The 13,209-nt window shown below is 70.1% G+C and carries 11 protein-coding genes; all 11 read left to right on the plus strand.

Features of this window, described 5'->3' with window-relative positions; all coding sequences use genetic code 11:
- The first annotated feature begins 188 nt into the window (after positions 1 to 188).
- The 11 genes from NWFMUON74_RS10620 to NWFMUON74_RS10670 all read left to right on the plus strand — a co-directional run bounded on the left by NWFMUON74_RS10620 (position 189) and on the right by NWFMUON74_RS10670 (position 12,938).
- Positions 189 to 1,535 (plus strand): ammonium transporter, encoded by a 1,347-nt coding sequence (locus NWFMUON74_RS10620; protein ID WP_187687649.1) that lies wholly within the window; start codon positions 189 to 191, stop codon positions 1,533 to 1,535.
- Positions 1,536 to 1,539: 4 nt separating this feature from the next.
- A complete protein-coding gene (locus tag NWFMUON74_RS10625; RefSeq protein ID WP_187687650.1) occupies positions 1,540 to 1,878 on the plus strand; it encodes a P-II family nitrogen regulator in 339 nt (112 codons plus the stop codon).
- A gap of 177 nt (positions 1,879 to 2,055) precedes the next feature.
- On the plus strand, positions 2,056 to 4,473 hold the full coding sequence (locus NWFMUON74_RS10630) for a [protein-PII] uridylyltransferase (protein ID WP_187689065.1): 2,418 nt from the start codon (positions 2,056 to 2,058) through the stop codon (positions 4,471 to 4,473).
- A 190-nt stretch (positions 4,474 to 4,663) separates the two neighbouring features.
- The gene (locus tag NWFMUON74_RS10635) at positions 4,664 to 4,975 is read left to right on the plus strand and encodes a hypothetical protein (RefSeq protein ID WP_232110949.1); all 312 of its coding nucleotides are present in this window, start codon (positions 4,664 to 4,666) and stop codon (positions 4,973 to 4,975) included.
- A 66-nt stretch (positions 4,976 to 5,041) separates the two neighbouring features.
- Positions 5,042 to 6,616: a signal recognition particle protein gene (gene ffh, locus NWFMUON74_RS10640; RefSeq protein ID WP_187687651.1), complete on the plus strand. Its 1,575-nt coding sequence runs from the start codon at positions 5,042 to 5,044 to the stop codon at positions 6,614 to 6,616.
- 83 nt (positions 6,617 to 6,699) lie between these two features.
- Entirely contained in the window at positions 6,700 to 7,800 is a 1,101-nt protein-coding gene (locus NWFMUON74_RS10645; protein ID WP_187687652.1) for an amidohydrolase family protein, read from the plus strand.
- 302 nt (positions 7,801 to 8,102) lie between these two features.
- Entirely contained in the window at positions 8,103 to 8,531 is a 429-nt protein-coding gene (gene rpsP / locus NWFMUON74_RS10650) for a 30S ribosomal protein S16 (protein WP_187687653.1), read from the plus strand.
- Positions 8,528 to 8,770, plus strand: a complete 243-nt coding sequence (locus NWFMUON74_RS10655; protein ID WP_187687654.1) for an RNA-binding protein — start codon at positions 8,528 to 8,530, stop codon at positions 8,768 to 8,770. The genes rpsP and NWFMUON74_RS10655 overlap by 4 nt, the downstream gene beginning before the upstream one ends.
- Complete coding sequence (gene rimM, locus NWFMUON74_RS10660) at positions 8,771 to 9,295, plus strand: ribosome maturation factor RimM (RefSeq protein ID WP_187687655.1); 525 nt, start codon at positions 8,771 to 8,773, stop codon at positions 9,293 to 9,295. It abuts the gene before it with no gap.
- Between the two features lie 3 nt (positions 9,296 to 9,298).
- On the plus strand, positions 9,299 to 10,015 hold the full coding sequence (gene trmD / locus NWFMUON74_RS10665) for a tRNA (guanosine(37)-N1)-methyltransferase TrmD (protein WP_187687656.1): 717 nt from the start codon (positions 9,299 to 9,301) through the stop codon (positions 10,013 to 10,015).
- A gap of 433 nt (positions 10,016 to 10,448) precedes the next feature.
- The gene (locus NWFMUON74_RS10670) at positions 10,449 to 12,938 is read left to right on the plus strand and encodes a Tex family protein (protein ID WP_187687657.1); all 2,490 of its coding nucleotides are present in this window, start codon (positions 10,449 to 10,451) and stop codon (positions 12,936 to 12,938) included.
- Positions 12,939 to 13,209: the final 271 nt, after the last annotated feature.

Genomic DNA, 13,209 nt, shown 5'->3' on the forward strand with positions numbered 1-13,209 from the left:
CCGCGGACACCTGCGCACGCTGCGTCCCGAACCGGTGTGAACGGCGCGAAACGCACTGGCAACATTGCAAGTTCATCCGTTCACCCAGCGGAAACATCGCGGCGTCACGGCGGAAACACCGACTGAGGAACCTACTCAACAGGCTCGTTTGCCGTAATCGGCAGGGCCCGAGATGAGGAGGAACAAAGGTGGCGTTTCCCGTAATCGGTGAACCCAATACCGGCGACACCGCATGGATGCTGGCGAGCTCGGCACTCGTGCTGCTGATGACACCCGGCCTGGCCTTTTTCTACGGCGGCATGGTGCGCGGCAAGAACGTACTCAACATGATCATGATGAGTATCAGCGCGATGGGCCTGGTGACCGTTCTCTGGTCGCTCTACGGCTTCTCGCTGGCCTTCGGCGACGACAAGGGCAACCTGTTCGGCGATCCGGCCCAGTACTTCGGGCTGAAGTCGGTCTTCGGCGGCAGCTACCTGGCCACCACCGACCCCGCCTCGCCCGCCGCGATTCCGGTGGCCGGCACGATTCCGCTGTCGGTGTTCGTGGCCTTCCAGCTGATGTTCGCCATCATCACCGTCGCTCTCATCTCGGGTGCGGTCGCCGACCGCCTCAAGTTCGGCTCCTGGCTGCTGTTCGCGGGTGTGTGGGCCACGGTCGTCTATTTCCCGGTGTCGCACTGGGTGTTCTCCTTCGACGGCATCACCGGTGAGCACGGTGGCTGGATCGCCAACAAGCTGAAGGCGATCGACTTCGCGGGCGGCACCGCGGTGCACATCAACGCCGGTATCGCGGGCCTGGTGCTGGCGATCGTGCTCGGCAAGCGCAAGGGCTGGCCCAAGACCCCGATGCGCCCGCACAACCTCCCCTTCGTGATGCTCGGCGCCGGACTGCTGTGGTTCGGCTGGTACGGCTTCAACGCCGGGTCGGCGACCGCCTCCAACGGCATCGCGGGCGCCACCTTCGTGACCACGACCATCGCCACCGCGGCGGCCATGCTGGCCTGGCTGGTGGTGGAGAAGATCCGCGACGGCAAACCCACCTCGCTGGGCGCGGCCTCGGGCATCGTGGCCGGTCTGGTCGCCATCACCCCGTCGTGTTCCTCGGTCAACGTCGTGGGCGCCCTGGCCATCGGCATCGTCGCGGGCGCGCTGTGCGCCCTGGCGGTCGGCCTGAAGTTCCGGTTCGGGTTCGACGACTCGCTCGACGTGGTCGGCGTGCACCTGGTCGGCGGTCTGATCGGCACCCTGATGGTGGGCCTGGTCGCCACCTCCGAGGCGCCCGCGGGAGTCGAGGGCCTGTTCTACGGCGGCGGTTTCGATCAGCTGGGCAAGCAGGCCGTCGGCGCGTTCGCGGTGCTGATCTTCTCCGGTGTCGTCACCGCGATCATCGCGCTGGCGATCAAGTACACCATCGGCCTGCGCGCCGGCGACGAGGCCGAGTTCCGGGGCATGGACGAGTCGGAGCACGCGGAAACGGCATACGATTTCGCTGCTGTGGGTGGCACGGCACGTACCGCCGTCAAGGAGGCATGACGCAATGAAACTGATCACTGCAATCGTCAAACCGTTCACGCTCGAGGACGTGAAGAGCGGGTTGGAGCAGGCGGGTGTGCTGGGCATGACCGTCAGCGAGGTGCAGGGCTACGGACGGCAGAAGGGCCACACCGAGGTCTACCGGGGCGCCGAGTACTCCGTCGACTTCGTGCCGAAGGTCCGCGTCGAGGTGGTCGTGGACGATGCCTCCGTCGAGAAGGTCGTGGAGGTGATCGTCGAGGCCGCCCGCACCGGCAAGATCGGTGACGGCAAGGTCTGGGTCACCCCGGTCGAAGCGGTGATCCGCGTCCGCACCGGCGAACGCGGGGCCGACGCTCTGTAGCGAACTACACCGCAGCGAACACAGAGAAGTGAGCGGCGGCCCCGCTCCGGCCGGACCGGCCGGGACGGGGCCGCGCGCATGGGACACCGTCGGCGCGGGTCCGCGGTTCGTCTCCCGCACCGGGTGCGCGGGGACACGGAATGGGTGGTGGTTGTGGGTTTGCAGGCGAACGACGACATGCCGGGCGGGGCAACGGATCTGGTGCGTGCCCGGGACCAACTGCTCGACGGCGGTGATGCCCGCCGGCCCCGCCTGGACGCCGAGTCGCTGCGCCAGGCCCTGGTGGATCTGCACGATCTGTGGCTCACCACCAAGGGCGCGGACCTCGGCATCACCGCCGACAGCGGTCTCGCGGTGGTCGCGGTCGGCGGCCTGGGGCGGCGGGAGATGCTGCCGTACTCCGATCTGGACCTGGTGCTGCTGCACGACGACGTGGACCCGAAGCGGGTCGCCGAGGTGGCCGATCAGCTGTGGTATCCGCTGTGGGACGCCCACATCAAGCTCGATCACAGCGTCCGCACGGTCCCGCAGGCGCTGCGGGTGGCGTCGGAGGATCTCACCGCCGCGCTCGGCATGCTCGAGGCCCGGCACATCGTCGGTGACCAGGAACTGAGCAACCTGCTGATCGGCGGGGTACGCCGGGAGTGGCGCACCGGAATCCGTTCGCGCTTCGGCGAATTGGTGGAGCAGGCGCGGGTGCGGTGGAAGCGCAGCGGCGAGATCGCCCATCGCGCGGAACCCGACCTGAAGAACGGCCGCGGCGGGCTGCGCGACATCCAGCTGCTGGACGCGCTGGCCATCGCCCAGCTGACCGACGCCATGCCCGGGCTCGGGCCGGACGTTCCCGGCGGCGGCCTGAAGCAGGCGCACCGGCGGCTGCTCGACGTGCGGACCGAACTGCACCGGGTGGCGCGCCGCTCTCGCGATCAGCTCCGCGCCCAGGACGCCGACGAGATCGGCGCCGCGCTGCGCATCGGTGACCGTTTCGATCTGGCCCGCACGCTCAGCGACGCCGCGCGCACGGTGGGCTACTCGGTCGACGTCGGGCTGCGCACCGCGGGCAACGCGCTGCCGCGTCGCGGACTCGCCCGGCTGCGCCGGGTGCCGGTGCGTCGACCACTCGATGAGGGGGTGGTCGAGCACGCCGGCGAGGTGGTGCTGGCCCGCGACGCGCGGCCGCAGAAGGACCCCGGCCTGATCCTGCGGGTGGCCGCCGCCTCGGCGCAGACCGGGCTGCCGATGGCGGCGACCACGCTCAACCGGCTGTCCGAGGACGCTCCCGAACTGCGCGAGCCGTGGCCGCGCGAGGCGCTCAATGATCTGCTGGTGCTGCTGGGCGCCGGGCGCGGCACCGTCGACGCGGTCGAGGCGCTGGACCGAACGGGCTTGTGGGGCAGGCTTTTTCCGGAGTGGGGCGCGGTGCGCGACCTGCCGCCGCGCGACCCGATGCACACCTGGACGGTGGATCGCCACCTCGTCGAGACCGTCGCCTATGCCAGCGCGCTCGGCACCCGGGTGTCCCGGCCCGATCTGCTGCTGCTGGGCGCGCTGCTGCACGACATCGGCAAGGGCCGGGTCGAGGACCACAGTGTCGTCGGCGCCGAACTGGCCACCCACATCGGCCGCCGGCTCGGGCTGTGGCCCACCGATGTGCGGACCGTGTCGGCGATCGTCCGCTACCACCTGCTGCTGCCGGAGACCGCGACCAAACGCGACCTCGATGATCCCGACACAGTGCGGCGCGTGGTCGACGCGCTCGACGGCGACCCGCAACTACTGGAACTGCTGCACACCCTCGCCGAGGCCGACTCGCTGGCCACTGGCCCGGGCGTGTGGGGCGACTGGAAGGCCGCGCTGATCGGGGAACTGGTCCGGCGCTGCCGCCTGGTGATGGCGGGAGAGCCACTGCCGCAACCGGATCCGATCGCCGACGAACTGCTGGAGCAGGCGAAGTCCGGCGGCGTGCACGTACAGCTGGTGCCCGGCGAGGGCCGCTACACCCACGTCGTCACCGTGATCGCGCCCGATACGCCGGGCCTGCTGTCCGACGCGGCCGGGGTGCTGGCGCTGCATTCGCTGCGGGTGCTCTCGGCGTCGCTCGCCGGTTCGGACGGAATCGCGATCGACCGGTTCGTGGTGACGCCGATGTTCGGCGATCCTCCGGACGCCGGCCTGCTGCGGCAGGAGCTGATCCGAGCCGTCAAGGGCGACCTGAACACCGGCGCGATGCTGGCGAAGAAGGAACGCGAGGCGAGCGTGCGAATCGGCCCGTACGCCCAGGCCCAGCCCCGGGTGATCTGGAGCGACACCGCCGTGCCCGGTCAGCCGCTGCTGCAGCTGCGCGCCGAGGACCGGATCGGGCTGCTCAGCCGATTGGCCGCGGCGCTGGCGGCCGCGGGAGCGAATGTGCGGTGGGCCAAGGTGGTCACGATGGGGTCGGCCGTGGTCGACGCCTTCTGCCTGGACCTGGGTGACGACGACACGCCCCAGCGGCGCACCGCGATCGAGGCCGCGGTGCTGGCGGTGGTTCCCCAGCCGGAACCGAAGAAACCGGCGGAAACGGACAGCGGCGCCAACTCCGGAGCGATTTACTGAGCGGTCGCCCCGTCTGCGAATTTCCGCGCAAACTGGTCATTTGCTGGTTGATCAGATCGTTGCGCGCAATTTGCTACAACCTGTAGCTCGTGTGACGCGCGCCACTCTACTATCGGAACCGTTTGATGTTCTTCCGTCGGAGCTGTCGCAGTACCTGTCATGGTGTCCGGAGCACGAGGGGAGCAGGTCGGTGGCTATTGAAGTGGTGTCCGCATCGACGATGACCAGCGATCTGACCCGGCACATCGCGCGCTGCGTGGGCGGGGACCGCTGGGTGGTGTCCTGGCTACCCGGTCGCACACTCACCGGTCAGCAGGCCGTGACGGCGATGACCATCGCCGCCACGGGCACCGATCACGACCCCTCCGACGCGGAGTGGGCGATGCTCGACAACATGGCCCTGGAACTGGGCCTGACCGCCCGCGAGGCGATGTACATGGTGGCCTCGGAGGATCACGACATCCGGCAGGCCCCGCGCCCGCGGCGCCGCTCGCTGGACTGACACCCCGGCGGACCCGATACCCTGGTATGTCGAGTGACGTCCGTCGAGATACCAGGAGCGCGATCGGTGTTCGAATCCCTGTCCGACCGGTTGACCGGTGCCCTACAGGATCTGCGCGGCAAGGGGCGGCTGTCACCGGCCGATATCGACGCGACCGCCCGCGAGATCCGATTGGCCCTGCTCGACGCCGACGTCGCACTGCCGGTGGTGCGGCAGTTCATCGCCCGGATCAAGGAGCGCGCCAAGGGCGCCGAGGTCTCGGCGGCGCTGAATCCGGCGCAGCAGGTCGTCAAGATCGTCAACGAGGAGCTCATCGGGATCCTCGGCGGTGAGACCCGCCGGCTGCGGTTCGCCAAGACCCCGCCGACGGTGATCATGCTCGCCGGTCTGCAGGGCGCCGGTAAGACCACGCTGGCGGGCAAACTCGCGAAATGGCTGAAGGGGCAAGGGCATACGCCGCTCCTGGTGGCCTGCGACCTGCAGCGTCCGGGCGCCGTCACGCAGTTGCAGGTGGTCGGTGAGCGGGCCGGGGTGCCGGTGTTCGCGCCGCACCCGGGCACCTCGATCGGCGGCGAGCACCCGCAGGGCATCTCGGTCAGCGAGCCGATCGACGTGGCGCGCCGGGGTATCGAGGAGGCGCGCGGCAAGCAGTACGACGTCGTCATCGTCGACACCGCGGGCCGCCTCGGCATCGACGCGGAGATGATGGGGCAGGCCGCGGGCATTCGCGACGCCGTGCAGCCCGACGAGATCCTGTTCGTGCTCGACGCCATGGTCGGCCAGGACGCGGTCAGCACCGCCGAGGCGTTCCGCGACGGCGTCGGGTTCACCGGTGTCGTGCTCACCAAGCTCGACGGCGACGCCCGCGGTGGCGCCGCGCTGTCGGTGCGCGAGGTGACCGGCCAGCCGATCCTGTTCGCCTCCACCGGTGAGAAGCTCGAGGACTTCGACGTCTTCCACCCGGACCGGATGTCGAGCCGCATCCTGGGCATGGGCGATCTGCTCACCCTGATCGAGCAGGCCGAACAGGTCTACGACCAGCAGCAGGCCGAGGAGGCCGCGCGCAAGATCGGCTCCGGCGAGCTCACCCTCGAGGACTTCCTCGATCAGATGCTGGCCATCCGCAAGATGGGCCCGATCGGCAACCTGCTCGGCATGCTGCCCGGCGCGGGCCAGATGAAGGACGCGCTGGCCCAGGTCGACGACAAGCAGCTGGACCGGGTGCAGGCCATCATCCGCGGCATGACGCCCGCCGAGCGCGCCAACCCCAAGATCATCAACGCCTCCCGGCGGCTGCGCATCGCCAACGGTTCGGGCGTCACCGTGACCGATGTCAACCAGCTGGTCGACCGCTTCTTCGAGGCCCGCAAGATGATGGCGCAGATGGGCCGCCAGATGGGCATGCCCGGCGGCGCGCGCCGAAATGCCAAGGGCAAGAAGGGGAAGAAGGGCAAGAAGGGCGGCCGCGGGCCGACGCCGCCGAAGGTGCGCGGCGGGTTCCCCGGCATGCCCGCGATGCCCCCGGGTGGCCTGCCCGGCGGCATGCCGGACCTGTCGAACATGCCCGCGGGCCTCGACGAGCTGCCCCCGGGTCTCGAGGGTTTCGATCTGTCGAAGCTGATGAACCGCAAGCCGAAGTAGGCTTCCGGCTTCTCTCTCGTCGGTTCGGGCCGTGGCGCGGCACCGACCGCGGGTGAGGCACAACGGTGCGACCAGGAGGCGCGATGCGACTGCACCTGCGGGGAGTGGTGCTCCCGGGGGGCGAGGTCCGGGACCTGTGGGTGCACGACGGCCTGATCTCCTTCGAACCCGTGCGCGAGGCCGAAACCCTGTGCCGCACAGGGTGGATCGTGCCCGGGCTGGTCGACGCCCACTGCCACGTCGGCATCCGGTACGGCGGCGGGCACGAGGACCGGGCGGGTGCCGTCGCCCAGGCCGAGACCGAACGTGACGCGGGCGCGTTGCTGCTGCGCGACGCGGGCTCGCCCATCGACACCCGGTTCATCGACGAGCGCGCGGACCTGCCGAAGATCATCCGCGCGGGCCGGCACATCGCCCGGCCCAAGCGCTACATCCGCGAACTGGGCATCGAACTGGACGACGAGCGCGACCTGCCGGACATCGTCGCCGAACAGGCCCGCCTCGGCGACGGCTGGGTCAAGATCGTCGGCGACTGGATCGACCGTTCCGTGGGCGATCTGCGCCCACTGTGGAGCGACGCCGTGCTGAAAGAGGCCATCGACGCCGCACATCGTGAGGGCGCCCGCGTCACCGCGCACGTGTTCGGCGAGGACGCGCTGCCGGGTCTGATCGGCGCCGGTATCGACTGCCTGGAGCACGGCACCGGGCTCACCGACGAGACCATCGAGATGATGGTGCGTCACGGCACGGCGCTGGTGCCCACCCTGATCAATATCGATACCTTCCCCGACATCGCCGACAGCGCGTCGAAGTTCCCGGTCTACGCGGCGCACATGCGGGACCTGCACCGCCGGGTCCGTGACACCGTCGCCGCCGCCCACGCCGCCGGTGTTCCCCTTTACACCGGCACCGACGCCGGAGGCTCGATCCGCCACGGCCGAATCGCCGACGAGATCGATGCGCTCACGGGTGCGGGCCTGACCCCGGACGAGGCGCTGGGCGCGGCCTCGTGGCGGGCGCGCGAGTGGCTCGGCCGTCCCGGCATCGAGCAGGGCGCCCCGGCAGATTTCGTGGTGTACGACGCCGATCCCCGCACCGGGCCGGATGTGCTCGCGGCCCCGGCGTTCGTGGTGCTGCGCGGGCGGGTCCACAACCGTCGTGACCCGGTGACCGCGCACCGCTGATTCGGCCACGGCCTGCGGACCGCCGCGTACATCGGGGAGCGTCCGGACAGTGGTCCCGAGCCCCGGCGGAGCCGATTTCATCCGGTCCGGGAACATCTGGCAGAATGATCGACCGTCCGCATCGGCGACCTCGGCTCATGCCGCAGCCGCCGATCTCGGGACAGTGTCAGCCCGTCTCCGGTTACGCACCGCGCGGCGGTCACACACTCTACGCAAAACCGGGCCCGCATCCGTGCGGGTCGCTGAATTGCGCCGTGACCAACCGGCTGCCCTCGAGCGGCCACCACCGAAAGGCAACAGCCATGGCTGTCAAGATCAAGCTCACGCGGCTCGGAAAGATCCGCAACCCGCAGTACCGCATCGTCGTCGCCGACGCGCGCACCCGCCGCGACGGCCGCGCCATCGAGAGCGTCGGCAAGTACCACCCGAAGGAAGAGCCCTCGCTGATCGAGGTCGACTCCGAGCGCGTGCAGTACTGGCTGGGCGTGGGCGCGCAGCCGACCGAGCCGGTCAAGCGCATCCTCGAGATCACCGGCGACTGGCAGAAGTTCAAGGGCCTGCCGGGCGCCGAGGGCACCCTGAAGGTCAAGGCCGCCAAGCCGAGCAAGCTCGACCTGTTCAACGCCGCGCTGGCCGCCGCCGACAGCGAGCCGGTCGCCGAGGCCGTGACCCCGAAGAAGAAGGCCGCGAAGAAGGCCGACGAGGCCGAGTCCGAGGCCGCCGAGGCATGAGCGCCGTCGTCGCCGATGCCGTCGAGCACCTGGTGCGCGGCATCGTCGCCAATCCCGACGACGTCCGCGTCGAGCTGATCACCAGCCGGCGCGGGCGCACCGTCGAGGTGCACGTCCACCCGGAGGATCTGGGCAAGGTGATCGGCCGCGGCGGACGTACCGCGACCGCGCTGCGCACCCTCGTCGCCGGTATCGGCGGCCGGGGCATCCGGGTCGACGTGGTCGACACCGACCAGTAGATGGAACTCGTCGTCGGGCGGGTCGCCAAGTCGCACGGCGTGCGCGGTGAACTCGTGGTCGAGGTGCGCACCGACGAACCCGAGGCGAGGTTCTCGCCCGGCACGGTGCTGCGAGGGCGGCTGCCCCGGACGCAGCAGACGCGGGAATACACGGTGGAGTCGGTCCGGGAGCACTCGGGCCGACTGCTGCTCTTCCTGTCCGGGATAACCGACCGCACGGCCGCGGATGCGTTGCGCGGCATGCTCTTTCTGATCGACACCGCCGACCTGCCGCCGTCGGAGGACCCGGACGAGTTCTACGACCACGAGCTCGAGGGCCTGACCGTGCGGCTCGGCGACGGCACCGAGGTCGGCACGGTGACCGAAGTGCTGCATTCCGCTGCGGGAGAACTGCTTTCGGTCCGCGCCGCGGACGACGGGCGTGAGATTCTGGTGCCGTTCGTGACCGCGATCGTGCCCACCGTGTCGCTCGCCGAGGGCCTGGTCGTCATAGATCCGCCCGAGGGACTGCTCGACAAGGAGTGAGCAATGAGTGCCGACGCCGCGCTCCGCATCGATGTCGTCACGATCTTCCCCGAATATCTGGAGCCGTTGCGAACGGCGTTGCTGGGCAAGGCGATCGACAAGGGGATCGTCGAACTCGGCGTGCACAACCTGCGGCGGTGGACCCACGACGTCCATCAGGCGGTGGACGACGCGCCGTACGGCGGCGGTCCCGGCATGGTCATGAAGCCGACCGTCTGGGGTGACGCGCTGGACGAGGTGTGCCCCGACGACGCGCTGCTGGTGGTGCCCACGCCCGCCGGTGTCCCGTTCACCCAGGCGACTGCCGAACGCTGGTCCAGCGAACGGCATCTGGTGTTCGCCTGCGGCCGATACGAGGGCATCGACCAGCGGGTCTTCGACGACGCCGCGCGCCGGGTGCGCGTCGAGGAGGTCAGCATCGGTGACTACGTGCTGATCGGAGGCGAGGCCGCGGTGCTGGTGATGGCCGAGGCGGTGGTCCGGCTCGTGCCCGGCGTGCTCGGCAATCAGCTGTCCCACCAACAGGATTCGTTCTCCGACGGCCTGCTCGAAGGACCCAGCTACACCCGTCCGGTCAGCTGGCGCGGACTCGAGGTCCCCGAGATCCTCTTGTCGGGCAACCACGCCCGGATCGAATCCTGGCGCCGCGAACAGTCCCTGTCCCGCACCCGCGCCCGCCGCCCCGATCTACTGCCCGCGGATCTTCCGGACGGCGGATAGCCGCACCGCGTGCGTGGGACCGGCCCTGAACCCGGCCGGAGCGGACACTTTCGGCGTGAGCGGGCGAGAACGGCCGCGTGCGTGCGCTCGGTGACCACCTGAGCGGAGGACAAGGGGAGCAGGAATCGCGACTGCCTGGTCGGACGGCAGTCTGCACGGATCGCGGTGGTTCTGGGCCGGTTGGCAGTGTGTGGGGATGGTGACTGCTCGGCCGGACGGCGGCGCGTACGGATCATGGTGGACCGGCCGGAGGACGCTGGTGGGCGGACGTTGCCTATACACGCCGCGGGTTTGCCCGGCGAGTTCGGTCGGCGTGCCCGTCGCGTGTCGCCGCTGTTGAGGCGGGTGCGGGGAGCGTGAGCGAATGCCGCTGCGGCACTTGGGGCGCGGGGCTGTGGCTTGCTGTCGGCGGGCGACGGTAGTGTCTGCGGGCGTGACGACAGCCCCAGAATCCGCCAGCGCCGGACCCGTCAGCACCGCAGCCGCTGGTTCCGTCTCGGCCGATCCGCCGGTCGTCGGGACCGTCCGCCTCGGCACCGTCAGCCGTCGCATCGCCGACGAGCTGAGCGTGCGCGACGAGCAGGTCCGCGCCGCCGTGGAGCTCCTCGACGGCGGCTCCACCGTGCCGTTCATCGCCCGGTACCGCAAGGAGGTCACCGGCGGGCTCGACGACGCGCAGCTGCGCCAGCTCGAGGAGCGCCTGCACTACCTGCGCGAACTGGACGAGCGCCGGGCGTCGATTCTGGAATCCATTCGCGGCCAGGGCAAATTGGACGCCGCTCTCGAACAGCAGATCATGCTCGCCGAGACCAAGGCCCGCCTCGAGGACATCTACCTGCCGTACAAACCCAAGCGGCGCACCAAGGCACAGATCGCCCGCGAGGCAGGTCACGAGCCGGTCGCCGACGCCCTGCTCGGCGACCCCACCACCGACCCGGCCCAGTACACCGCCGAACAGCTCGACGGCGCCCGCGCCATCCTGGTCGAGCGCTTCGCCGAGGACGCCGACCTGGTGGGCGAGCTGCGCGAGCTGATGTGGAACCGCGGCCAGATCACCTCGCGGGTGCGGCCCGGCAAGGAGGAGGCCGGCGCCAAATTCGCCGACTACTTCGAGTTCGGCGAGCCGTTCACCAAGCTGCCCTCGCACCGGATCCTGGCACTGCTGCGCGGGGAGAAGGAGGAGGTGCTGACGCTGCACCTCGAACCCGACATCGAGGAGCCGGAGCCCGGCGAGCGGTCGATCTACGAGGGCCGCATCGCCCTGAAGTTCGACATCGCCGACCAGGGCCGCCCGGCCGACACCTGGTTGCTGGACACCGTCCGCTGGGCGTGGCGCACCAAGCTTCAGGTGAGCCTCGGCATCGACATCCGGATGCGGCTGCGGCAGTCCGCCGAGAAGGACGCGGTCGACGTGTTCGCCGCCAACCTGCGCGACCTGCTGCTCGCCGCCCCCGCCGGCACCCGCACCACGATGGGCCTGGACCCGGGGTTCCGCACCGGTGTGAAGGTGGCGGTGGTCGACGGCACCGGCAAGGTCGTGGCTACCGAGACCATCTACCCGCACAAGCCGCAGGGGCAGACCGAGAAGTCGCTCGCCGTCCTCGGCGCGCTGGTCGCCCGCTTCGGCGTCGAGCTGATCGCCATCGGCAACGGCACCGCCTCGCGCGAGACCGATGCCCTTGCCGCCGAACTCATCTCGCGCATTCCCGAGAACAAGCCCACCAAGATCGTGGTGTCCGAGGCCGGGGCGTCGGTGTACTCGGCGTCGGCCTACGCCTCGCAGGAGCTGCCGGAACTGGATGTGTCGCTGCGCGGCGCGGTCTCCATCGCGCGCCGCCTGCAGGACCCGCTCGCCGAGCTGGTGAAGATCGACCCCAAGTCCATCGGCGTCGGCCAGTACCAGCACGACGTGTCGGAGACGCTGCTGGCCCGCTCCTTGGGCGCGGTGGTCGAGGACGCGGTGAACGCGGTCGGCGTGGATGTCAACACGGCCTCGGTGCCGCTGCTGGCGCGGGTGTCGGGCGTATCCACCGCGGTCGCGGAATCCATTGTGGCGCACCGCGATCAGAACGGCCCGTTCCGCAACCGCACCGCCCTGCGCGACGTGCCGCGGCTGGGCCCGAAGGCGTTCGAGCAGTGCGCGGGCTTTCTCCGCATCCGCGAGGGCGACGACCCGCTCGACAACTCCGCGGTGCACCCCGAGGCATACCCGGTGGTGCGGCGCATCGTCGACAGCACCGGGCGCGGCGTGCTCGAGATCATCGGCAACACCACCGTGCTGAAGTCGCTGCGCCCCGCCGACTTCACCGACGAGCGGTTCGGCCTCCCGACCGTCACCGACATCATCAGCGAGCTGGAGAAACCGGGCCGCGACCCACGCCCGGAGTTCAAGACCGCCGAATTCGCCGCCGGTGTCGAGAAGGTCGCCGACTTGCAGCCCGGCATGGTGCTTGAGGGCGTGGTCACCAATGTGGCCGCGTTCGGCGCGTTCGTGGATGTCGGCGTGCACCAGGACGGCCTGGTGCACGTATCGGCCATGTCGCACAACTTCGTCCGCGACCCGCGCGAGGTCGTCAAGTCCGGCGATGTGGTGAAGGTCAAGGTGCTGGAGGTCGACGTGCCCCGCCAGCGCATCGGCCTGAGCCTGCGCCTGGACGACGAGCCCGGCAAGCCGGAGAAGGGCGGCCAGGGCCAGCGCGGCCAGCGCCCGCAGGGCCAGGGCGGCAGTGGTCAGAATCGCGGCGGCCAAGGCGGCGGTGGTCAGGGTCGCGGTGGTCAGGGCAGTGGCACCCAGAATCGCGGCGGGCAAGGCGGCGGTCAGAATCGCGGCGGTCAGGCCCGAAACCAGCAGCGGCGCAACACCCCCGCGCCCAGCAACGGAGCCATGGCGGACGCACTGCGCCGGGCGGGCTTCGGCAAGTAGCCGAAACGGCGGAGTCGGAGCCGACACTCGCCCGTACCGGGTATCGGCCTCGAGCACTGTCCGGGGCGTGCATCGGGCGTCGACAGCTTTCGTCGTCCCAGCGCGCACCGTTCGAACCTCGTTCCGCTCATCTCGGCCATCGCTATGTCGGTCCGCATGATGTAGGCCCTCGCTATGTCGGCCCTCGCTATGTCGGCCCGCGTGATGTCGGCCCTCGCTATGTCGGCCCGCGTGATGTCGGCCGGACGCATCGATCGGTTCAGCCGGTCGA

This window comes from Nocardia wallacei (genome assembly GCF_014466955.1).
Lineage (GTDB): Bacteria > Actinomycetota > Actinomycetes > Mycobacteriales > Mycobacteriaceae > Nocardia > Nocardia wallacei.

Bases quoted from the DNA above. Each gene is read 5' to 3' on its own strand.
- NWFMUON74_RS10630 (WP_187689065.1), top strand. From the start codon at position 2,056: ATGCCGGGCGGGGCAACGGATCTGGTGCGTGCCCGGGACCAACTGCTC.
- NWFMUON74_RS10655 (WP_187687654.1), top strand. From the start codon at position 8,528: ATGAGCGCCGTCGTCGCCGATGCCGTCGAGCACCTGGTGCGCGGCATC.
- NWFMUON74_RS10625 (WP_187687650.1), top strand. From the start codon at position 1,540: ATGAAACTGATCACTGCAATCGTCAAACCGTTCACGCTCGAGGACGTG.
- NWFMUON74_RS10645 (WP_187687652.1), top strand. From the start codon at position 6,700: ATGCGACTGCACCTGCGGGGAGTGGTGCTCCCGGGGGGCGAGGTCCGG.
- rpsP (WP_187687653.1), top strand. From the start codon at position 8,103: ATGGCTGTCAAGATCAAGCTCACGCGGCTCGGAAAGATCCGCAACCCG.
- trmD (WP_187687656.1), top strand. From the start codon at position 9,299: ATGAGTGCCGACGCCGCGCTCCGCATCGATGTCGTCACGATCTTCCCC.
- rimM (WP_187687655.1), top strand. From the start codon at position 8,771: ATGGAACTCGTCGTCGGGCGGGTCGCCAAGTCGCACGGCGTGCGCGGT.